Below are 21,765 nucleotides of genomic sequence, written 5' to 3'. Positions count from 1 at the left end.
TGGGCTCAGGGATTGGAATGGGGGACTAATTGACCGTCCCGGAGAAGCTGAATATCCGAGGTTAGAAATTGGGCTTCAGCTAAATCATGGGTGACGTAGAGGGTACAAGCCTGGGTGAAGTCTAAGTAATCCTGAAGATAGGTTAGTAGCTCTTCTTTTAAACCTTGATCAAGGTTGGAAAGGGGTTCATCCAACAGTAAAAAAGGCGGCCGGGGAGCTAGGGTACGGGCAAAGGCTACCCGTTTAGCTTCTCCTCCCGATAGTTGGTGGGGATAGCGATCTATCAGGGGGGCAATAGCTAATCGTGCTAACAATGGCTCAATGCGTTCTTGTTGCTCTGTTTTGCTAAGGTGGGCGAGGCCAAAAGCGATGTTTTGCTGGACAGTGAGATGGGGCCAGAGAGCCGGAGATTGAAAAACAAAACCAATACCCCTTTGGTGGGGCGGTAGATAATGCTGGGGACAACTAACCTGGCGATCGCCAAGGTAAATTTCTCCTCCATCCAGGCGATCGAGACCAGCAATCAGTCGCAGGAGGGTGGTTTTACCGCTACCGGAACGGCCAAGAATGGCAGTTTTTCCCCCTGGAGGAATAGTTAGACATAGTTGCCGTAACACCGCCACGGAACCATAGGTTTTGCTCACCTGTTCAACTCTGATCATACTTTTTCCCCCGGCTCAGCAAAGATGAACCCATCAGCAGAACGATGGATAGGAATCCCCCGACAATGGCCGCTCCCCCCACCATGAACAAACAAAGAAGGGCCACTTCCCCGGAAGCACCGTAGTGTAGATAGTTATAAATCCGCAGGGTCAAGGTGGAATAGCCGGGAGGAATAACAATCAATGTTGCTCCCAACTCCCCCGCACTGAAGGCAAAGACGACCCCAGCAGCAGCCAACAGACCAGGAAGTAAAAGGGGAAAACGCAGATAAAGCCAAATACGCCAACGGGGCCCGGGCACTAAAAAAGTACTGTCCCAGAGGCCAGGGTCTAATTGTCGTTGTTGGGCAAAAAGTATCAGGGCGGCCATGGGGGTAAAGCGGGCTAGGTGGGCAAGGATAGGCATGGCCAGGCCGCCGTAAAAAGGATTACCCCAAGGGGCATACCCCAGGGCAATTAAGCCTACCCCCACCAGGGGCGCAGGTAAAACTAGGGCACCAATGAGTAGTGTCCACACAAACCATTGCCAAGGACTTTCCCTTTGTAATGAGACATTGATGACCAGGGCCAAAGGCAGGGAAAGAATGGCTGTTGAACTGGCTAATCCGAGGGTGACCCCCGCTTCTGGTAAGGCTGACTCCAGGATGCTGAGGGGATATCCTCCCTCTTGGAAATTGATCAACGCCAAACTGCCGACGGGGACAATGATCTGGAACAGGCCTAAACCCATGGCGATCGCCTGGAAGGCCAGTAACCACCGGGGCCATTGCCAGGGAATTTGCCAAGCTGGGCATTGGATGCGTTTTTGTAGAGTTTGTTGTAGGGGAGTTTGGAGAGAAATAATTCCTAGGGCAGATATTAGGAGCAGGGGAATGGCAAGGAAAAAAGCCCGTATTGGTTCGTTGCTGGCGCTGTATTCAGCAAAAATTTCCAGGGCGTAGGAACTGACGCCAAACAGGGAGGGGATGCTGTAGTCAGTGAGGCTCAATAAAAATAGCAATGCACCACTGGCCCAAAAACTAGGCATGGCTAAGGGCAGCACCACTTTCTGCAAAACCTGTTCATCCTGGGCTAGTAACCGAGCGGCTTCTATGGTGTCTAAGGGGACAGCTAGAAAACCAATCAGGGTCAGACCCACCGCCAGAGGTAACCAAGCCATTAATTCAATGCCAGCACCCCCCCACCAAGGGGGCAGAATATCCCCATTAATACCCACCAGGGTTAGAGTTTTTCCCAATACTGTCCCTAACTTAGACCAGGCCAAGGCATGGATATAGGGCGGTATGAATAATAAGGGCAATAGACACCAGCGCCAACGTCTGACGGCCTGGTATTGCCAACCTAAACAAGCAATCATAGCCCCCACTACGGTGCCGGCGATCGCCACGACTGCGGCCAATTTAACGCTTTGCCAAAGCAGATGTCCCCGTCGCCCCCAGGGTAATGCTAGCGCCAACCAATCCAGGTGACCTGCCATTATGCCCATGAAAGCCCCAATGACCAGGGCCAACAGTGGGCTAAAAATAACCAGGGCCGAAACCACCAACCCCAATTTTTCCCAGTACCCCCCAAAGCTAGTTGGCGATCGCATCAGCGCACAAAAATAGTTTGTAAATCACGCTTAGAAGTCTCCAACTGTTCAAATACCTGGGTAGGATTGACTGCCATCGGTTTGACCACGAAATTTTCCAGGCAGGTGGAAACTGGAGAACTGGAATGGAGGGGTAACTGACTCCCCCCAAGTTGAATTAATTCAGCTTCCGTACTGGGAGCGATTAAAAAATCCACCAGAGCTTGGCCCGCTTCCGGGTGGGGAGCGTTGGCAATTAATGCCACAGAGCCAGTCAACACAAAGGCTCCCATTTGTCCTGGCCCTTGATCGGGGAAAATTATCTCCACTGGTTCTCCCTTGGCCACTGCGCTACAAGCATCATCGGTATCCGTCAGCCCGATCGCCAATTGACCGTTAACAACCAAATCCCTAACCACCGAATTACCGTCCACCACCCCCACTCCCTTTTCCTGGAGAGAACGATAAAATTGCTCGGCCTGGGCATTTCCCCAATGGGCATAGAGAGCCGCGGCATGGGTTGCGGAGGTACCAAAAATGGGATAAGCAATGCCCACAGGTTGGCCTCCAGTGGCCAGGGACACCAGATCGGTTAATGATTGGGGATATTGATTTTCCGCTAGCTTTTCGGTGTTAGCCAGTAAAATCCTCGCTCGTCCCCCAACTCCGTACCAATAACCTTGGGGATCTCGATATTGGGCTGGCAACTGTTCACCACTGGCGGAGGTATAGGGCACAAGTACATTTTGTTGTTTAAGCATTAGGGTTTGCACAAACTCCCCACTCCAAAAGACATCCGCCTGGGGACGATTTTTTTCCAGTAACAGACGATTGGCCAGCCCTGTGGTTTTAGTTGCTTCCACGTCATAAACCGGCAATACCTTGATGCCAGTTGCCTGAGAAAACTTTTCTAAAATTGGTTCCGCATAAATGCGATCAACGGAGACGTAGACCACTACTTCCCGAGGAGATGTTCGATCACAGCCATTAACGGCGATCGCCAGTAAAGAAATTAGAGTGAGTAGCCATTGTTTCCTCGTTGATAAAAGCATAATCAAAACAATTTCCTTTAACGGTTCTGCTAGGTTAAGTAGATAAGCCTAGAGTGATGGGTATTTGATGAGAATCAGAAAGTTTCCAGCAGCTTTTTTACTGTGTCTTTAGCTTCTTTTAGCCCACAACCAGTTAGGGAACGGCAGACTTTGATCGCTTCAATTTTCTTGCCTTGCCTTAGCAGTACCATGATTTGTTCTTTTTCACTGGCAGATAATTGCTGAATAATTTCCTTGGTATAGGTAATATCTCGAGGAGCAGTGGGTGTTCCTGTCTGAAGGAAAATTACTAGTAGAAATATCACTACTAACGCTACCAATATCAAAATTATAGTCATGCCCATTTCTTTTTTTTGTTTATTAAGTTAGTTAAAAAATGTGCTATTGCTCACGTTCTAGGAGTTTGTTGGAAAACTCAAAATCAAACGATTTATCTCCCTAAACCTCTCTTAAAAAGAGTGATTTTTCAATTATTTTCCCCTTGTGAATGAGGGCAGAGGGAATTTCAACTCCAAAACACAGCTTTCCAAACAAGATCTAGGGTAAAGTCAATTCTACTTTAACCGTGCCAGCCCGCTCAGCCTGGGCAGTAATGGTTAACTTTTCTCCGGGGTTACCCCTAATTACCCAAATCAAGTGACGGCGATAATCAATGCCATTGGCTAAGGAAGATTTCGCTTTGTTGGAACGCCCTTCCAAGTGAGGTAATTCCTGGTGAATTTTGCCGGTGATTAAAGTGACGCTATCTGTTTTTTTCAAAGTAACTTGAATGGGGCGCACCGCCTTCCTTTCTAGGGCTTTTTGACTGGTGTAGGTGGGCAAGAAACCCTGATTTTCCCATTGCACTGTGATTTGGTAAATATTTTCTCCTTGGGCAGTAATTTCGGCTTTAGCCACTGCCAAACGGGGAGCCATGAGGGCATGGGTAATGGCAAAGCGAAACTGTTGCTCACAGAGTTCGGGTAAAAACTGAGCTGGAGCATTTTGCCACATGGTTTTAAAACTCCAACCGCCAATTTCCACCTTGCCTAGTTGGGGATGGTCAAAGGGTTGCCAATGGACAAAACCCTCGCCGCTCAACGCTTGGTCATTCCATTGCATCAGTTTGTAATCGTCTTCTGGGGGATGCCAACGGAACCATTCAATTAAATCTTCTTTTTCAATGCCGGCCGCAGTGGGAGCGTCCCAAAGTTCCACTGTAAAACCAAACCAACCGTAGTGGTCATAGGCATAATCATCCATCACCCCGTAGATGACTTCCTTGGGATGGTAGCGAAAATCGTGGTAAGCGGAAATGCAATTGTAACCAGTCAATTCTTTGCCTTTTTGCCCAAGAATTTTGTACACCTCTAGGTCTTCTACGGGTAAATTTTCATCTGCTTGGGAAGCGTAGGGGCGCAGAATCACCGCTGAATAGGTGTGGTAGCTAATAAAACCGTTAATATTGCGATGCTGTTGCCAAAATTCTGCCTCTGCTCTGGTTTCCGGTTCAGAAAAGGGGAAATCTCCGGCACCCTGTTGTTGTCCTTCTGGGGCCCATTGGTGGGGATAGTTGCGGTTAAAATCTAGTCCTTCCTGGGTGGGGGCGAGGTCAAATTCGTAGCCGTCATAGTTACGGACCAGACCCTCTGGCAACAAAGTGTAATATTCACCACCAAATTCCTCTGGCGATCGCCCGATCATTACCCTGGGATCTTGATCAGAAATTTTCCAGGCACCGCAGGGATCGAGAAGGCGCATTTGTAAAATTAAACCGTCACCGTTGACATCCTCAGGGTAAAGACCATCTCTTTCTTCGGGGTAGGGATAGGGTCGCACACTGGAGCGCAATAGGTAGGGGGTGGTTAAATATTTCTCCGCTCCATCCATGGCTAGCCGGGGCAGGACGTAAACGGTGTAGTGGTCGAGTAAATGGGTAATTTGGGCATCTTCCCCATACTTGGTCATCAGTTGATGCAGGCAATACAAGGCCACGGCCGATCCTGTTACTTCCCCAGCGTGGGTGTTGGCATCGATCCAGTAACCAGGTTTATTGCGATAATCCCCCGTAGCTTGATTGGTGGCGATCGCCACCCAAATGTCCCGGCCGGCATAGCTTTGGCCAATGGTTTGCACCGTTAGCAGGGAACCATAGCTAGTTTGTAGTTGTTGTAAAAACTGGTCTATTTCCTGGTAGGTGAAATAGTGACTGAAATCAAAGGGAGAAACGGTCATGGAGGACGCAACGAATCACAAAGGGTGAATAACGATGGGGATTGGCGTAAACTCAGATCCCAAAGTCGTACATCATCAATCTATACCTAAACCTAATGCCATGGCGATCGCCAATTACAGAGCCATTACAACCAAACAATGGCAAACATGGGTAGAAGCTGCCCGTCTTCAGGCCCTCAACGGTAAGTTACCCCAATACATTCCTCAGTTGAGCTTGGTCGATCCAGGTAATTTTGCCCTAGACATTGGCGACCAAAACGGCATTATTTACGAAGCAGGAGATACAGACTTAACGTTTAGTTTGATGAGTGTGGTCAAACCCTTTCTGTGGCTTTACATACTCCATCACCGGGGTTGGCAGTGGGCCGAGCAAAAAGTTGGCGATCGCCCTTCCCATTTACCTTTTAATTCCGTGGAGCAATTGGAGCAGGATGGGGGTTATCCCCGCAACACCATGGTCAACAGTGGCGCCATCTGCCTAGCGGGTCATATTCCGGGGGCAACGATAGAGCAACGGTGTGAAAATTTTCTCACTTGGTTAAACCACACCGCCCAATGTCAACTCTGGCTTGATCAGGAACTATTGGCTTCAGTCCATTCCCTACCCAATCCCCGCAATCTGGCGATCGCCCATTTGTTGGCAGCAAAAGGTTATGTGGAAGATGCGACCCTGGCTCTAGAAACCTATAACCAACTTTGTTGTTTGAGTGGTTGCCTCAAGGATTTATTCAAGCTAGGCCTAATGTTGCAATGTCCCCAGCCGCCGTTACAACCGGACACCACTGCCAGGGTCAAAGCCACCATGGCCAAAGCAGGACTGTATGAAATGTCAGAAGCGTTTTTTCGGCGCACCGGCTTTATTTGCAAATCGGGGGTCAGTGGCCTAATTTTGGCTTGTTTGCCGGCCCCGTCACCGACCATTTTTGCCTGCTATAGTCCGCCTTTGAATGAAGAAGGAAACCCTGTGGCTCCCCTGGCACTATTAGAGTTTTTGGCAGAGTTCACCTCTAGAAATTAAAGAAACAGTCATGTCTGATTTAGCCTTGTTTGATATTGGAAACGTTATAATTTGGCTAATTAAAACAATAATAATTTGCCAAACAAATGCTCGTGAGGTTTTAAATGGTTACAACTTTTAGCAAACCATCTTCTCTAGTTCATGAAATTCATCTAGAAAAGGTCGGTAGCTGGAATTTATTCAAGTTTAATGAATCCTTACAATTACGAATGGAAGATCTTTTACAAAAGAAAAAATCCGACAAAATTACCATCGAAGAAATTGCTGAATTGGATGCTATTGGTGAATTAGACCGTATTTTTACACACATTAACGCAATGCTAGCAGCCCAAGATGCCAATCAGTGAAGATCTCAAACAAGCTATTCGGCAACGGGCAAGATATATCTGTGAATATTGTCATTCCCCAGAACGATTGAGTGCAAACAGATTCACCATTGATCATGTAATTCCGAAATCTTTAGGTGGTTCTGACGCATTTAATAACCTTGCCCTTGCTTGTCGTCGTTGTAACGAGAGGCGCTACAACTTTGTCGCCAGTATAGATCCACAAACTAAGACTATTGTTGCCATTTTTAACCCCCGCCAACAGAATTGGGCAGAACATTTCATTTGGACAAATAGAGGGATAATAATACAAGGAACCACGACAACCGGTCGTGCGACGTGTATCCGACTTGATTTAAATGATACCCGTTATCCAGAGGAAGATTCTATCCAGGAAACACGACGATTTTGGTTGAAAACGGGACTGCATCCCCCCATAGATGATCCTTGCAAAAATTGAATCAATTCGGTGATTTTCTTAACCATTTGAACTTCTCAATGGAATTTGATAAAAATCAATGAAGATGACTTGAAATTAAATGAAAATTGGTGTTGTTGGTTTGGGTTTAATTGGGGCTTCCTTGGCGGGAGACTTGCGTCGTCGGGGCCATTATTTGATTGGGGTTTCTCGGCAACAAAGCACCTGTGAAAAAGCAGTGGAAAGACAATTGGTGGATGAAGCGGGTCAAGATTTATCTCTTCTCCAAACAGCAAAAATAATTTTTCTTTGTACTCCTATACAATTAATTTTGCCTACCCTAGAGAAGCTTATTCCCCATCTATCGCCCACAGCCATTGTCACTGATGTGGCCTCTGTAAAAACGGCGATCGCCGAGCCGGCCAGTCAACTTTGGTCTGGGTTCATTGGTGGTCACCCCATGGCCGGCACAGCGGCCCAGGGCATCGACGGGGCGGAAGAAAATTTATTTGTCAACGCTCCCTATGTGCTCACTCCCACCGAATATACTGACCCAGAGCAATTGGCTTGTTTACGTTCAGTGTTGGAACCCCTGGGGGTAAAAATTTACCTCTGCACTCCCGCAGACCATGACCAAGCAGTAGCCTGGATTTCCCATTTACCTGTAATGGTGAGTGCTGCTTTAATCCAAGCCTGTGCCGGTGAAAAAGATGGGGATATTCTCAAACTAGCCCAAAATTTGGCCAGTTCGGGTTTTCGGGATACCAGTCGGGTGGGAGGCGGCAACCCGGAGTTGGGCACCATGATGGCCACCTATAACCAACGGGCTTTGCTAAAAAGTTTGCAAGACTATCGTCAGCACCTGGATCAGCTAATTACCCTAATTAGTAACCAACAATGGCCTGAACTCCATCGTCTTTTACAACAAACCAACGGCGATCGGGACAAGTATGTTGAATAAACCAATGGCGATCGCCTGGAGAATAAATTTAGGAGACTAGACATTGATCCAGAACAAATTTAGGAACAATGGGGCCCACGGCATGGCTTTCTGTTAAAAATAAACAAGCACTGCCCTTTCCCGCTCAGAGCGCATGACTAACCAGCCCACCGCATCGGTTCCCTTTCAACGCCCCTGGCACGACTATCTCAAATTCAGCACCGATCACAAAGTCATTGGCATTCAATATTTACTGATGTCCTTCTGCTTCTTCTTAGTGGCGGGATTATTGGCCATGATTATCCGGGCAGAATTACTCACCCCCCAATTGGACGTGGTGGACCGTAGCCTCTACAACGGTCTATTTACCCTCCACGGCACCATCATGATTTTCCTCTGGATTTTTCCAGCCAATGTGGGGTTAGCCAATTACTTAATTCCCCTGATGATTGGTGCCAGGGACGTAGCCTTTCCGGTATTGAATGCGATCGCCTTTTGGCTAATGCCAGTGGTGGGAGTGTTATTGATTGGTAGCTTTTTTCTACCCACAGGGACGGCCCAGGCGGGCTGGTGGTCCTATCCTCCAGTAAGCATTCAAAATCCGTCGGGTAATTTCATCAATGGCGAATTTCTTTGGCTTTTGGCAGTGGCCACTTCCGGCATTTCTTCCATTATGGGGGGGGTTAACTTTGTCACCACCGTTTGGAAATTGCGGGCACCGGGGCTAACCCTGTTAAAAATGCCCGTTTACGTCTGGACAATTTTAAGCGCCCAAATTTTGCAACTCTTTTGTCTGCCAGCGTTGACCGGCGGGGCGGTGATGTTGCTGTTTGACCTTTCCTTTGGCACCACCTTTTTTGACCCCTTTAATCAGGGCAACCCAATTATTTACCAACATTTATTTTGGTTCTATTCCCACCCGGCCGTCTACGTCATGGCTTTGCCTGCCTTTGGCGTATTTTCGGAAATATTGCCGGTTTTTGCCCGTAAACCGCTTTTTGGCTACAAAACTGTCGCTATTTCTTCTTTTCTCATTGCTATCCAAGGCACCTTCGTCTGGGTACACCATATGTTTACCAGTGCTACCCCCAACTGGATGCGAATGTTTTTCATGGCTAGCACCATGCTCATCGCTGTGCCTACGGGCATCAAAGTTTTAGCCTGGACAGCAACGGTGTGGCGGGGTAGTTTGCGACTGAAAACCCCCATGTTGTTTTGCCTGGGGGGAATTTTAATGTTTCTATTTGCCGGCATCACGGGCATTATGTTAGCTTCTGCCCCCTTCGATTTGCACGTCAATAACACCTATTTTGTGGTGGGGCATTTCCATTACGTGGTCTTTGGCACCGTGACCATGGCCATTTACGGGGCAATTTATTTCTGGTTTCCGAAAATGACTGGGCGCATGTATAACGAAGCCTGGGGCAAACTCCATTTTGCGTTGACTTTTATTGGCGCTAATTTAAACTTTTTCCCCATGCATCCCATTGGGCTACAGGGCATGTTGCGGCGCATTTCTTCCTACGACCCGGAATACACGGCCTGGAATGTGGTGGCCAGTTTGGGGGCGTTCCTGCTGGGCATGTCTACTTTACCGTTCATTGCCAATATGGTGGCCTCGGCTTTCCAAGGCCGTCGGGTGGGTAATAATCCCTGGAATTCTTTGGGCTTGGAGTGGACCACACCTTCACCGCCACCGGAGGAAAATTTTGAAGTTATTCCTACCATTACAGTGGAACCCTATGGCTATGATCGCCCGGTGGATTTGACCACCGAAGTAACCACATAGTATGGGCTTTTTCCGCCGTTGAACCCGCTAACCGAGCAAGCACACGAGGAAATTTTATGGAATCAGGTAATCATCTCCCCCATGTTGAGCCGACGGAAGAACAGGAACCGGATAATTTAGGCTTTGGTTTTCCTGTCTTTTTGATGTCGGAAAGTGTGGTGTTTATCAGCTTTTTTGTTACCTACACCATTCTGCGGCTGACTAATAAACCCTGGTTTCCCCCTGGGGTAGACGGTTTGGATGTGACAAGAGGAGCCATTAATACCATGGTGCTAGTTACCAGTAGCGGGGCCATTATTTTGGCCGAAAAAGCCCTGCACCGAGGAGAAATGAAATTATTTCGCCTACTGTGGTTAGCCACCATCAGTCTCGGCATTGTTTTCTTGTTTGGCCAGGCGGCGGAGTGGGCCGGTATGCCCTTTGGCCTGGATGCGGGATCCGCAGGGGGAACTTTCTTTTTACTAACTGGTTTTCACGGATTGCACGTTTTCACTGGGGTCTGTCTTTTGCTTTATATGTATTGGCGCTCCCTCCAGCCCCACAATTTTGATCGGGGCCATGAAGGGGTGACGGCGATCGCCTTGTTTTGGCATTTTGTCGATGTAATTTGGATTATTTTATTTATTTTGCTTTATCTTTGGCCAGCGAATTAAATCTTTGGCATTGTTGAGACCGAGTATCCCAAAGTATGATCTAGGTAGAAAGATAACTTTTTGGGCAAGATATAGAATCTCCAGGGAGAGGTGATGCAATGGCCGTTAATCTAGAAACTCGCAAACAGGAAAGTGTAACTAAACCCAAAGCAGAGCATCTGATTTTGCTCAATCCAGTTAGTTGGAATACGTTCAATCAGTTACTAGAAGAATTAGGAGAAAAACGAGGTCAAAGATTTGCCTATGACTGTGGAATTCTAGAAATTATGAGTCCTTTGGGTGTTCACGAAAACAACAATCGCTTTATTGATGACCTCATTCGAGCAATCACCGACGAATTGGGATTAAATCTTAAAAAATTTGGTTCATTAACGTTAAGAATTGATCGAACTAAACAGGGAGTGGAGCCAGATTCCTGCTATTACATAGCAAACGAACCCCAGGTGCGGGGCAAGCAACACATTGACCTCACGGTGGATCCTCCCCCCGATTTGGTATTAGAGATTGATATTACCAGTGGCTCCTTGAACAAGTTCCCAATCTACAGCAATTTAGGCATACCGGAGATTTGGTGCTATGACGGCGATCGCCTGGCAGTATTTGTGCTCCAACCGGAGTCGGGGCAGTATGAACCTGTTGACCAAAGTCCCACTTTTCCATTTTTATCTCTAGAACAGGTGCCCTTGGTAATTGAACGCAGTTTGGCGATCGGGGAGACGGCGGCCCTGAAGGAGTTTCGCCAATGGCTAAAGGCCAACCGTTGAATGTATTCCACCTTCCCCACTACATGGTTGGCTGGCCATTTCTGGGTAGATGAATTTAAAGCTTTTCGGCTTTTTCCCGTTGGATTTCCCCAATTAACTGGGCCAGATGATGGCGATCGGCCTGGTAGACTTCACCGCAAAAATCGCAGGTGGCTTCGGCTCCATTGTCTTTTTCGATCATATCTTCCAGTTCATCTTGTCCCAGTATTTTTAGGGCTCCCAAAACCCGGGGAAAGGAACAGCGACAATCAAAGCGTAAAAGTTGCACTTCCGGCAGAATGGCCAGACCAAAATCCCCCAATAATTCTTGAAAGATATCTTTGAGGGATTTGCCTGAACGCAAAAGGGGCGTGAAGCCGGTCAAGTGCCCCAATCGGGATTCCAAAGCGGCAACCAATGCTTCGTCCCGGGCAGCCTTGGGCATTACCTGTAAAAGTAGCCCCCCGGCAGCAGTTACCCCATCTTTGCCCACAAAGACCCCCAACAACAGGGCGGAGGGAGTCTGTTCGGAGGTGACTAAATAATGGGTGACATCCTCACCAATTTCCCCGGAAACTAACTCCACTGTGCTGGAGTAGGGATAGCCAAAGCCCACATCCCGCACCACATAGAGAAAGCCATCCTGGCCCACTGCGCCCCCCACGTCCAACTTCCCTTGGGCATTGGGAGCGAGTTCCACCGAAGGATTTTGTACGTACCCCCGCACGGTACCGTCTAAACCGGCATCTACCAACAGACCCCCGAGGGGGCCATTACCACGGATGCGGATATTTACCCGGGATTTTTCCTGCTTCATGCTAGAAGCCAGCAGTAACCCGGCGGCCATGGTGCGGCCGAGGGCCGCGGTGGCAACGTAGGAAAGGCGATGGCGTTGGCGGGCTTCCTCAGTTAGGTTGGTGGTAATTACCCCCACTGCGCGAATACCCCCATCGGCGGCGGTGGCGCGGATCAATTGGTCTGCCATGGATTGCTGAAATGTTGCCTGAATTTTGTGATGCTTCTATTGTGCCAACTAGCCCCTAGGGAGATCAAACCGGTCGGCATTCATCACTTTAGTCCAGGCGGCCACAAAATCACGGACAAATTTTTCCCGATTGTCGTCCTGGGCATACACTTCTGCGTAGGAGCGTAGGATGGAGTTGGAACCAAACACCAGGTCTACTTTGGTGGCAGTCCATTTCACTTCCCCTGTTTGGCGATCGCCAATTTCGTAGAGATTGTTGCCCGCTGGCCGCCATTGGTAGGCCATATCAGTCAAATTAACAAAGAAGTCGTTACTGAGTACTCCCACCCGATCGGTAAAGACTCCATGCTTAGTCCCGCCATGGTTAGTACCCAACACCCGCATACCACCGATTAAAACAGTCATTTCCGGTGCCGTTAGTCCCATTAATTGGGTTCGCTCCAACAGCAATTCCTCCGGGGACACAGCGTAATCCTGTTTTAGCCAGTTACGATAACCATCGTGGATCGGTTCCAACGGAGTAAAGGATTCTGCATCGGTCATGGCTTGGGTGGCATCCCCTCGACCGGGCAGAAAAGGTACATTAACCTCGATCCCCCCATCAAGGGCCGCTTTGGCGATCGCCGCTCCCCCTCCTAGCACAATTAAGTCCGCTAGACTGACCGGCTTAGCAAAATTAGCTTGGATATTTTCCAGCACCGCCAAGACTTTTGCCAATCGAGTTGGTTCATTACCGGGCCAATTCTTTTGGGGTTCTAAACGAATCCGGGCTCCATTGGCTCCCCCTCGATAGTCGGAGCTACGGAAGGTGCGGGCACTATCCCAGGCAGTGCAGACTAGTTCGGAAACGGTGAGGCCGGAGGCTAAAATTTGTTGTTCAAGCTCCTTAATTTCCCCTTCAGAAAGGGTGTAATCCACTGGGGGAATGGGGTCTTGCCAAATTAAATCTTCCTGGGGCACATCGGGGCCAAGGTAACGGCTCTTTGGTCCTAGATCCCTGTGAGTTAGTTTAAACCAGGCCTTGGCAAATACTTCCGCAAAATAATCCGGCTCCCGATAGAAACGCTCGGAAATTTGTCGGTAGATGGGGTCCTTAATCATGGCCATATCGGCATCGGTCATGATGGGATTGTGGCGAATATTCGGGTCCTCCACATCGACGGGTTTATCTTCCTCTTTAATATTGACCGGTTCCCATTGCCAAGCCCCGGCAGGACTTTTCTTCAGTTCCCATTCGTGGTTGAACAACATATAAAAATAACCGTTGTCCCACTGGGTAGGGTGGGTGGTCCAAGCCCCTTCAATGCCACTGGACATAGTTTCCCGCCCCACACCTTTGCCGTTTTGGTTGTGCCAACCCAAGCCCTGCTCCACCACATCAGCTCCCTCTGGTTCTGGCCCTATAAGCTCAGCTTTACTGTTGCCATGGCATTTCCCTACGGTGTGCCCCCCAGCGGTAAGGGCAACGGTTTCCTCGTCATTCATGGCCATGCGGGCAAAGGTAGTGCGGACGTCCTGGGCTGTGCATAAAGGATCCGGGTGCCCATCCACCCCCTCAGGGTTAACGTAAATTAATCCCATTTGTACGGCGGCCAAGGGATTTTCTAAGCTTTCCCGGTCTTCACTGCCGTAGCGATGGTCACTGGAAGCAAGCCATTCCTTTTCTGCTCCCCAGTAAATGTCCTTTTCCGGGTGCCAAATGTCTTCCCGACCACCGGCAAAACCGTAAACCTTGAGCCCCATCGACTCATAGGCCATGGTGCCAGCCAAAATGATCAAATCTCCCCAGGAAAGTTTATTGCCATATTTCTTTTTGATCGGCCAGAGTAGGCGGCGGGCTTTGTCTAAATTGACGTTATCTGGCCAGCTATTCAGGGGGGCGAAGCGTTGGTTGCCAGTGGCGGCCCCACCCCGACCATCGGCAATGCGATAAGTGCCAGCAGCGTGCCAGGCCATACGAATCATTAATCCACCATAATGACCCCAGTCGGCGGGCCACCAACTTTGGCTATCGGTCATCAAATGGTGTAGGTCTTGTTTAACAGCAGCTAAATCCAGTTGTTGAAACGCTTCGGCATAGTTAAACCCATCGTCCATAGGATTTGTTTTACGGTCATGCTGATGCAATATGTCTAGATTCAGCGCATTGGGCCACCAGTTGAGATTGCCGTTCTGCCCGGTTGTATTTGCTCCGTGCATTACAGGACATTTACTGGCCGGTACCTGATCATTAGCCATGGGTTTTTCCTTACGATGGTTGTGTGGGTGGGGGAAAACTCTGTTTCTTAATTTCCTGGCGGGTTGGGTGCCCATTAATCACATCAATATTGACTTAACCACAACTTGCCGGGGCCCTAGTGCCATGCTGCCCCGGGGTCGCAGATTAGTCAATGGGTAGAATTTCCCACAGGATTAGAGTCTAGAAGCAACTGTTGATCATCGGCCAAATTCCATTGCCATGGGGCCGGCGATCGGGGCACAATGATAGGGCTATCTTTAACGCTGTCACCTCTTTCATGACCATTGCCAATCCTTCCCCTAGTAACTTTTTTCAGCAGTTAGGTCGGCAGTGCCTCAAAACCCTGGCAGATCTCCGTCTGGCGATCGCCCTTTTACTATTAATTGCTGTTTTTAGTATCAGTGGTACGGTAATTGAGCAGGGGGAAAGTTTAAGTTTTTACCAACAGAATTATCCTGAAGATCCAGCTCTATTTGGATTCTTAAGTTGGCAAGTAATTTTACAACTAGGTTTAAATCAGGTCTATCGAACTTGGTGGTTTTTGGGGCTCCTAATACTTTTCGGTTCTAGCTTGACTGCCTGTACCTTTAATCGTCAATTTCCTGCTTTAAAAGCAGCCCGCAGTTGGCAGTTTTATCACCAACCAAGGCAGTTTAAAAAACTAGCTTTAAGTTTTTCGTTACCCGATGGAGATATAAATAAAATTGAGAGCTTACTCCGGGATAGGGGTTACAAAATCTTCCAAGAAGGTGACAGTGTTTATGCCCGTAAAGGTCTGATGGGAAAAGTCGGTCCTATCATTGTCCATGGCGCCATGCTAATCATTTTAGGGGGGGCAATTTGGGGAGCATTGACGGGATTTTTTGCCCAACATATGATTCCCAGTGGTGAAACATTCCAGGTAAGTAATATTATCGAGAAAGGCCCCCTTGCCGACAGTCAAATTCCCAAGGATTGGGGCATTAAAGTCAATCGATTCTGGATTAATTACACGGAAAATGGCGCCATTGATCAGTTCTATTCTGATTTGTCCGTGGTTAATAATCAAGGGGAAGAATTGGACCGGCAAACCATCTCCGTTAACCATCCCCTACGTCATCGAGGCGTTACTTTTTATCAAACTAACTGGGGCATTGCGGGGGTAAAAGTACAACTCAACAATAGTCCTGTGTTGCAACTTCCCATGGCCCCTTTACAAACCGCCAATGGTGGCCAGTTGTGGGGAGCCTACATTCCCACTAAAACTGACTTTAGCGAAGGTGCCGCCCTATTAGTTAAAGACCTCCAAGGTACAATGATCATTTATGACCAAGAGGGCAATTTGACCGATGCAGTGCGGGCTGGTTCTACGGTGGAAATTAATGGAGTGAATATAACAATTAAAGAGTTGGTGGGTAGCACCGGTTTACAGATTAAAGCTGATCCCGGTATTCCTTTTGTTTATCTTGGTTTTGGCTTGTTGATGGTGGGAGTAATGATGAGTTATGTTTCCCATTCCCAGGTCTGGTTATTGAGCGTTGATGGGGATGGTCAACGGGAAATTTATTTAGGGGGAAGAACCAACCGGGCCCAGGTGGCTTTTGAGCGAGAAATATTGGCGATCGCCGAAGAGGCGGAGGTAAGTTCTAAAACAGAAGCTAAAGTTAATGCTTAAGTAAACAAATTCGGTGCAGGCTACCCGCCAAAGTTCCTCCGGTAGGGGTGATATATTTCCTAATGGCGGTATCGTTTTTTGGGCTAGTTAATAAATTGAAATCCTCCCTGAAGAAGGTCAACTTAATCTTGTTCGGTAGTCATCCTATGTTCATCTATCTAAACCCAGGTCCCAGTAAATACTAGTCTTTATTTACTTCAGTTGACCTAAATGATGTAAGTTTGTTAACTTTTCCTCTTTTGCCATAGGGAGCCCATCGCCGATTGAGTTAAAATTAGAAGACTTAGCCTACGCTTCCTAAAGCGATTTGTCCAGTGGTTGCATCAATTCCTAATCCCAAAACAAATTTCCTGAAAACTGTTCCTAGCCAACGGCAAACCGGGGCTTATATCCTGATGGATAGCCTGAAACGCCATGGGGTCAAACACATTTTTGGCTATCCCGGCGGGGCAATTTTGCCCATCTATGATGAACTGTACCGCTTTGAAGCGGCGGGGGAAATTGAGCATATTTTGGTGCGCCATGAACAAGGAGCTTCCCATGCGGCGGATGGGTATGCCAGAGCCACAGGTAAAGTGGGAGTTTGTTTCGGTACATCTGGACCAGGGGCGACTAACTTGGTGACCGGCATTGCCAATGCCCATTTGGACTCGGTGCCCATGGTGGTGATTACTGGACAGGTGGGCCGTGCCATGATTGGTAGCGATGCTTTCCAGGAAATTGACATTTTTGGCATCACCTTACCGATCGTTAAGCACTCCTATGTGGTACGTAGTGCGGCGGATATGGCTCGCATTGTTACTGAGGCTTTCCATCTTGCTAGCACCGGTCGTCCCGGGCCGGTTTTGATCGATATTCCCAAGGATGTGGGCTTAGAAGAATGTGAGTACATTCCCCTCGACCCCGGTGACGTTAATCTACCGGGTTATCGCCCCACGGTTAAAGGTAATCCCCGACAAATTAATGCGGCATTGCAATTGTTGGAGCAGGCCAGAAATCCCTTGCTCTACGTAGGGGGAGGGGCGATCGCCGCCAATGCCCATGCCCAGGTGCAGGAATTTGCGGAAAGGTTCCAGTTGCCGGTAACAACCACCCTGATGGGAATTGGGGCTTTTGACGAAAACCATCCCCTTTCGGTGGGTATGTTGGGTATGCATGGCACCGCCTATGCCAACTTTGCCGTCAGCGAATGTGATTTGTTGATTGCGGTGGGGGCCCGTTTCGACGACCGGGTAACTGGCAAACTAGACGAATTTGCTAGCCGCGCCAAAGTAATTCACATTGACATCGACCCGGCGGAGGTGGGAAAAAACAGGGCTCCCGATGTGCCCATTGTGGGGGATGTACGCCATGTTTTAGAACAGCTTTTGCAGCGGGCCCGGGAATTGGATTACCCCACCCATCCCCATACCACCCAGGCATGGTTAAATCGCATTGATCATTGGCGGACCGATTACCCCCTCCAGGTGCCCCACTATGAGGATACTATTGCCCCCCAGGAGGTAGTACACGAAATTGGTCGCCAGGCCCCCGATGCCTACTACACCACCGATGTGGGACAACACCAAATGTGGGCGGCCCAGTTTTTGAACAATGGCCCCCGCCGATGGATTTCCAGTGCTGGCTTGGGTACGATGGGCTTTGGTTTACCTGCCGCCATGGGAGCCAAAGTGGGAGTGGGGGACGAAGCGGTCATTTGCATCAGTGGAGATGCCAGCTTCCAAATGAATCTTCAGGAACTGGGAACCCTAGCCCAGTACGACATCCAGGTTAAAACTATTATTCTCAATAACGGTTGGCAGGGGATGGTGCGTCAGTGGCAACAAACTTTCTACGAAGAACGTTATTCTGCTTCTAACATGTCCCAGGGCATGCCAGACATTAATCTCCTCTGTGAAGCCTATGGCATCAAGGGTATTACTGTGCGCAAGCGGGAAGATTTGGCCCCGGCGATCGCCGAAATGCTAGCCCACAATGGTCCTGTGGTGATGGATGTGGTGGTCAAAAAAGATGAAAACTGTTACCCTATGATTGCCCCCGGCATGAGTAATGCCCAAATGCTAGGTTTACCGGAAGTGCCGGTACGGGACAATGGTCCCCGGATGGTGGAGTGCAACCATTGCCAAACCCAAAATTTCATCACCCATCGTTTCTGTTCTGGTTGTGGAGCCAAACTCTAACCCATAAGCCAAAATTGAATTCATCCTCCCAGCGGTGGGGTCAGACTTCAGAATACTTTTTTCCTCGGTTTTTCTTGACCATATTTAAAGTTCCACCAAAGGTCTGCTCCACCTATTGGGAAGAATTTTTTTTGCAAACCCCTAACCAAGGCAAGATGCGGCGTTCCCTAATCCATCTGTTATCTTTGTAAAGAAAAATTTACAACTTTGTCCATGGTTATTGCCGCCTCTCCCTCCGTTCCTTGTCCTAGCACCGAGCAGGTGCGCCAGGCGATCGCCGCTAGTCGGGACTTCCTGCTATCGGAACAATATGCCGATGGCTACTGGTGGTCTGAGTTGGAATCCAATGTCACCATCACTGCCGAAGTGGTCATACTGCACAAAATTTGGGGCACAGCGGCCCAAAGACCCCTGGAGAAGGCGAAGAATTACCTGTTGCAACAACAACGGGACCATGGCGGTTGGGAACTGTACTATGGTGATGGCGGTGAACTAAGTACCAGTGTGGAAGCCTACACTGCCCTGCGAATTTTGGGGGTTCCAGCCACCGATCCTGCCTTGGTCAAAGCGAAAAATTTCATTGTCGGCCGGGGGGGCATTAGCAAATCCCGCATTTTTACCAAAATGCATCTGGCGTTAATCGGTTGCTACGACTGGCGGGGTACTCCTTCCATTCCCCCCTGGGTGATGCTTTTGCCCAACAATTTTTTCTTTAACATTTACGAAATGTCCAGTTGGGCCCGTTCTAGTACGGTCCCCCTGATGATTGTTTGTGACCAAAAGCCCGTTTACGACATTGCCCAGGGTCTGCGGGTGGACGAACTCTATGCGGAAGGGATGGAAAATGTCCAGTATAAATTGCCGGAGAGTGGCACTATTTGGGATATTTTCATCGGTTTGGATAGCCTATTTAAGCTACAGGAACAAGCCAAGGTAGTACCTTTCCGAGAACAGGGTTTGGCCCTGGCGGAAAAGTGGATTTTAGAACGACAAGAAGTCAGTGGCGATTGGGGCGGCATTATTCCCGCTATGCTGAATTCCCTGCTGGCGTTGAAAGTGTTGGGCTATGACGTTAACGATCTCTATGTGCAAAGGGGCCTAGCGGCGATCGATAATTTCGCGGTGGAAACGGAAGATAGCTATGCCATTCAAGCCTGTGTTTCCCCTGTGTGGGATACGGCCTGGGTTGTGCGGGCTTTGGCGGAAGCGGATCTAGGTAAGGATCATCCCGCCTTGGTTAAAGCGGGGCAATGGTTGTTGGATAAACAAATTCTCACCTACGGCGATTGGCAGATCAAAAATCCCCACGGTGAACCGGGAGCTTGGGCGTTTGAATTTGATAATAATTTCTACCCTGACATTGACGACACCTGCGTGGTGATGATGGCGTTACAGGGCATTACCCTCCCCGATGAGGAACGTAAACAGGGGGCCATTAATAAGGCCTTGCAGTGGATAGCCACCATGCAATGTAAAACCGGAGGCTGGGCCGCCTTTGACATTGACAATGACCAAGATTGGCTTAACCAGTTACCCTACGGTGATTTGAAAGCCATGATTGACCCCAGCACCGCCGATATTACCGCCCGGGTGGTTGAAATGCTGGGAGCCTGTGGTTTGACCATGGATTCCCCACGAGTGGAACGGGGTTTGACCTATTTACTCCAAGAACAGGAACAGGATGGTAGTTGGTTCGGCCGCTGGGGCGTGAATTATCTCTATGGCACCAGCGGGGCCCTTTCTGCCCTAGCCATTTACGATGCCCAACGTTTTGCCCCCCAAATCAAAACGGCGATCGCCTGGTTGTTGAGCTGTCAAAATGCGGATGGGGGTTGGGGAGAAACCTGTGAAAGTTATAAAAACAAGCAGTTAAAGGGTCAAGGTAACAGCACTGCTTCCCAAACAGCCTGGGCCCTAATTGGTTTGTTAGATGCCCTCAAATATTTACCCAGCCTGGGACAAGATGCCAAACTAACCACGGCGATCGAGGGGGGCGTGGCTTTTCTTGTCCAGGGACAAACCCCCAAGGGCACCTGGGAAGAAGCAGAATATACCGGCACCGGTTTTCCCTGTCACTTTTATATCCGCTATCACTACTACCGCCAATATTTTCCCCTCATTGCCCTAGCTCGTTATAGCCATTTACAAGCATCTTAATGAACCTTGGGGAACCTTGGGGTAATATTCGTCCGGTCAACCCCTGGCGATCGGGGGAAATGTGTCCTAAGATTGAGGGGGTTGCACCACGGGATGTAGCGCAGCTTGGTAGCGCGCCTGCTTTGGGAGCAGGATGTCGCAGGTTCAAATCCTGTCATCCCGATACTTTCCACCTACTGTTGCGCCCCTGCGATAGTACTATGTTAGCCCATTTGATAGGGTTAATTCCTATCGGGGTCGAATGGGAGTTTAGGGTTCAACTCAAGCACCCAACGGTAGTGTTGTTCCTCGACACATCCGCCACCAAACTCAATGGTGTAGTACTCTATTATGGTGTAGTACTCTATTATGTCGTCTGGGTCAATGTGACCAGCAAAAGCTATTTTCCGTACAAGATCATTGATAGCAAAGCATAGAACACGTTGCTTAAGTTCATCAACGTCGATGACTTCTGCACCGATACTTTCAAGGTACTCTTTAGAAGTGATTTCTAAAGAAAATATAAAGAAAAGATGATATCGCTCTTCTATCAGTGTAGGTGGGAAGGTAAAATAATTGGAGCAATAATAAGGTCTCCTAAGGCCATTACTGCCTTCTTCAATTTGTCAAATAAGCAATGGAAGTTTCTCAATAACTGAGGTGTATAAATCACCGTCATCCACGGCTTTAATAAATTAAAGTAACATAATGGCTGAATTATTAATCTCATGTTGTTAAGTATGTTTTTCCATCCACTTTTTGATTCCACCAAGGACGTTTTTGTATATTCTGATAAGCTATCTTCCTAGTCTGTTTTGATTTGTTTAAGAAGTTATCATGCGGAGGCAAATTTTCTATCTGAAGACTTACCATTAAATATACGCTCATCACTATTTCCCGCCATTTTTCTATTCTGGAATAGTCCATCATTCTAAAATCTGCCCACCCCAGTTCATTCTTTATTTGCTTTAATCCATACTCTATCCAGTTCCTTGCTCCATATAAGTTACCCACCTCTTTATATTTTATAGTAGTTTCGAATAAAGCTGAGACGCTAAACGCCACAGTAAGAACGGATAATTTCATCAAGAGACGTGTCAATAGGAGCGTACATTCTAGCTCGTTTCAAGGCACTAAAGTCATGCTCAATATCATTTAAATCAGGAGAATATTTCGGCAAAAAAAG

Annotated in this window: 18 protein-coding genes, 1 tRNA gene and 1 pseudogene; 11 read left to right on the top strand and 9 right to left on the bottom strand. The window is 48.4% G+C overall.

Annotation, left to right across the window (positions count from 1 at the left end; genetic code table 11):
- Nucleotides 1-5 precede the first annotated feature (5 nt).
- From H6G46_RS06115 to H6G46_RS06095, 5 genes are all read right to left on the bottom strand, one after another.
- Complete coding sequence (locus H6G46_RS06115) at nt 6-662, bottom strand: ABC transporter ATP-binding protein (protein WP_010872589.1); 657 nt, start codon at nt 660-662, stop codon at nt 6-8.
- On the bottom strand, nt 649-2,253 hold the full coding sequence (locus H6G46_RS06110) for an iron ABC transporter permease (RefSeq protein WP_010872590.1): 1,605 nt from the start codon (nt 2,251-2,253) through the stop codon (nt 649-651). The genes H6G46_RS06115 and H6G46_RS06110 overlap by 14 nt, the downstream gene beginning before the upstream one ends.
- Complete coding sequence (locus H6G46_RS06105; protein WP_010872591.1) at nt 2,253-3,284, bottom strand: extracellular solute-binding protein; 1,032 nt, start codon at nt 3,282-3,284, stop codon at nt 2,253-2,255. Before H6G46_RS06105 ends, H6G46_RS06110 begins: the two co-directional genes overlap by 1 nt.
- A 74-nt stretch (nt 3,285-3,358) precedes the next feature.
- Nucleotides 3,359-3,622 (bottom strand): ribosomal protein L7/L12, encoded by a 264-nt coding sequence (locus H6G46_RS06100; RefSeq protein ID WP_242018667.1) that lies wholly within the window; start codon nt 3,620-3,622, stop codon nt 3,359-3,361.
- Between the two features lie 199 nt (nt 3,623-3,821).
- Nucleotides 3,822-5,498: a M14 family metallopeptidase gene (locus tag H6G46_RS06095; RefSeq protein ID WP_010872593.1), complete on the bottom strand. Its 1,677-nt coding sequence runs from the start codon at nt 5,496-5,498 to the stop codon at nt 3,822-3,824.
- 34 nt (nt 5,499-5,532) lie between these two features.
- Here H6G46_RS06095 and H6G46_RS06090 point away from each other — a divergent pair, with 34 nt between their 5' ends.
- The 7 genes from H6G46_RS06090 (at nt 5,533) to H6G46_RS06060 (ending at nt 11,406) form a co-directional block, all read left to right on the top strand.
- The gene (locus H6G46_RS06090; RefSeq protein ID WP_010872594.1) at nt 5,533-6,516 is read left to right on the top strand and encodes a glutaminase; all 984 of its coding nucleotides are present in this window, start codon (nt 5,533-5,535) and stop codon (nt 6,514-6,516) included.
- A gap of 104 nt (nt 6,517-6,620) precedes the next feature.
- Nucleotides 6,621-6,863, top strand: a complete 243-nt coding sequence (locus tag H6G46_RS06085) for a hypothetical protein (protein WP_010872595.1) — start codon at nt 6,621-6,623, stop codon at nt 6,861-6,863.
- The gene (locus H6G46_RS06080) at nt 6,850-7,302 is read left to right on the top strand and encodes an HNH endonuclease (RefSeq protein ID WP_010872596.1); all 453 of its coding nucleotides are present in this window, start codon (nt 6,850-6,852) and stop codon (nt 7,300-7,302) included. The genes H6G46_RS06085 and H6G46_RS06080 overlap by 14 nt, the downstream gene beginning before the upstream one ends.
- A gap of 79 nt (nt 7,303-7,381) precedes the next feature.
- Nucleotides 7,382-8,221: a prephenate/arogenate dehydrogenase gene (locus H6G46_RS06075; protein WP_010872597.1), complete on the top strand. Its 840-nt coding sequence runs from the start codon at nt 7,382-7,384 to the stop codon at nt 8,219-8,221.
- A 133-nt stretch (nt 8,222-8,354) separates the two neighbouring features.
- Nucleotides 8,355-9,989, top strand: a complete 1,635-nt coding sequence (locus H6G46_RS06070; RefSeq protein ID WP_010872598.1) for a cbb3-type cytochrome c oxidase subunit I — start codon at nt 8,355-8,357, stop codon at nt 9,987-9,989.
- A gap of 56 nt (nt 9,990-10,045) precedes the next feature.
- Nucleotides 10,046-10,642: a heme-copper oxidase subunit III gene (locus H6G46_RS06065; protein WP_010872599.1), complete on the top strand. Its 597-nt coding sequence runs from the start codon at nt 10,046-10,048 to the stop codon at nt 10,640-10,642.
- A gap of 98 nt (nt 10,643-10,740) precedes the next feature.
- A complete protein-coding gene (locus H6G46_RS06060; RefSeq protein WP_010872600.1) occupies nt 10,741-11,406 on the top strand; it encodes a Uma2 family endonuclease in 666 nt (221 codons plus the stop codon).
- Between the two features lie 55 nt (nt 11,407-11,461).
- On the opposite strand, the gene hslO is transcribed toward H6G46_RS06060, so the two are convergent.
- Entirely contained in the window at nt 11,462-12,370 is a 909-nt protein-coding gene (gene hslO / locus H6G46_RS06055; protein ID WP_010872601.1) for an Hsp33 family molecular chaperone HslO, read from the bottom strand.
- A 48-nt stretch (nt 12,371-12,418) separates the two neighbouring features.
- On the bottom strand, nt 12,419-14,608 hold the full coding sequence (gene katG, locus H6G46_RS06050) for a catalase/peroxidase HPI (RefSeq protein ID WP_020861737.1): 2,190 nt from the start codon (nt 14,606-14,608) through the stop codon (nt 12,419-12,421).
- Nucleotides 14,609-14,886: 278 nt separating this feature from the next.
- On the opposite strand from katG, the gene H6G46_RS06045 reads away from it, so the two are divergent.
- The 4 genes from H6G46_RS06045 (at nt 14,887) to H6G46_RS06030 (ending at nt 20,763) form a co-directional block, all read left to right on the top strand.
- Complete coding sequence (locus tag H6G46_RS06045) at nt 14,887-16,263, top strand: cytochrome c biogenesis protein ResB (RefSeq protein WP_010872603.1); 1,377 nt, start codon at nt 14,887-14,889, stop codon at nt 16,261-16,263.
- 314 nt (nt 16,264-16,577) lie between these two features.
- On the top strand, nt 16,578-18,443 hold the full coding sequence (ilvB, locus tag H6G46_RS06040) for a biosynthetic-type acetolactate synthase large subunit (protein ID WP_010872604.1): 1,866 nt from the start codon (nt 16,578-16,580) through the stop codon (nt 18,441-18,443).
- Between the two features lie 213 nt (nt 18,444-18,656).
- Nucleotides 18,657-20,600, top strand: a complete 1,944-nt coding sequence (shc, locus tag H6G46_RS06035) for a squalene--hopene cyclase (RefSeq protein WP_010872605.1) — start codon at nt 18,657-18,659, stop codon at nt 20,598-20,600.
- 89 nt (nt 20,601-20,689) lie between these two features.
- Nucleotides 20,690-20,763 (top strand) — tRNA-Pro (locus tag H6G46_RS06030).
- A gap of 542 nt (nt 20,764-21,305) precedes the next feature.
- On the opposite strand, the pseudogene H6G46_RS06025 reads toward H6G46_RS06030, so the two are convergent.
- Nucleotides 21,306-21,608, bottom strand: a pseudogene (locus H6G46_RS06025) (IS701 family transposase); the annotation flags it as partial.
- A gap of 25 nt (nt 21,609-21,633) precedes the next feature.
- Nucleotides 21,634-21,765 (bottom strand): transposase (locus H6G46_RS06020; protein WP_190759818.1); only part of this gene is annotated, 132 nt, incomplete at its 5' end.

Source organism: Synechocystis sp. FACHB-908 (assembly GCF_014698595.1).
Classification (GTDB): Bacteria; Cyanobacteriota; Cyanobacteriia; order Cyanobacteriales; family Microcystaceae; genus Synechocystis.
The sequence above is the reverse complement of the archived record's forward strand: the minus strand, read 5'-3'. Positions and strand labels throughout refer to the sequence as shown.

Bases quoted from the DNA above. Each gene is read 5' to 3' on its own strand.
- H6G46_RS06105 (WP_010872591.1), bottom strand. From the start codon at position 3,284: ATGCTTTTATCAACGAGGAAACAATGGCTACTCACTCTAATTTCTTTA.
- hslO (WP_010872601.1), bottom strand. From the start codon at position 12,370: ATGGCAGACCAATTGATCCGCGCCACCGCCGCCGATGGGGGTATTCGC.
- katG (WP_020861737.1), bottom strand. From the start codon at position 14,608: ATGGCTAATGATCAGGTACCGGCCAGTAAATGTCCTGTAATGCACGGA.
- H6G46_RS06045 (WP_010872603.1), top strand. From the start codon at position 14,887: ATGACCATTGCCAATCCTTCCCCTAGTAACTTTTTTCAGCAGTTAGGT.
- H6G46_RS06075 (WP_010872597.1), top strand. From the start codon at position 7,382: ATGAAAATTGGTGTTGTTGGTTTGGGTTTAATTGGGGCTTCCTTGGCG.
- H6G46_RS06080 (WP_010872596.1), top strand. From the start codon at position 6,850: ATGCCAATCAGTGAAGATCTCAAACAAGCTATTCGGCAACGGGCAAGA.
- H6G46_RS06065 (WP_010872599.1), top strand. From the start codon at position 10,046: ATGGAATCAGGTAATCATCTCCCCCATGTTGAGCCGACGGAAGAACAG.
- H6G46_RS06090 (WP_010872594.1), top strand. From the start codon at position 5,533: ATGGGGATTGGCGTAAACTCAGATCCCAAAGTCGTACATCATCAATCT.
- H6G46_RS06095 (WP_010872593.1), bottom strand. From the start codon at position 5,498: ATGACCGTTTCTCCCTTTGATTTCAGTCACTATTTCACCTACCAGGAA.
- H6G46_RS06110 (WP_010872590.1), bottom strand. From the start codon at position 2,253: ATGCGATCGCCAACTAGCTTTGGGGGGTACTGGGAAAAATTGGGGTTG.
- H6G46_RS06115 (WP_010872589.1), bottom strand. From the start codon at position 662: ATGATCAGAGTTGAACAGGTGAGCAAAACCTATGGTTCCGTGGCGGTG.
- H6G46_RS06070 (WP_010872598.1), top strand. From the start codon at position 8,355: ATGACTAACCAGCCCACCGCATCGGTTCCCTTTCAACGCCCCTGGCAC.
- H6G46_RS06060 (WP_010872600.1), top strand. From the start codon at position 10,741: ATGGCCGTTAATCTAGAAACTCGCAAACAGGAAAGTGTAACTAAACCC.
- H6G46_RS06085 (WP_010872595.1), top strand. From the start codon at position 6,621: ATGGTTACAACTTTTAGCAAACCATCTTCTCTAGTTCATGAAATTCAT.
- H6G46_RS06100 (WP_242018667.1), bottom strand. From the start codon at position 3,622: ATGACTATAATTTTGATATTGGTAGCGTTAGTAGTGATATTTCTACTA.
- shc (WP_010872605.1), top strand. From the start codon at position 18,657: ATGGTTATTGCCGCCTCTCCCTCCGTTCCTTGTCCTAGCACCGAGCAG.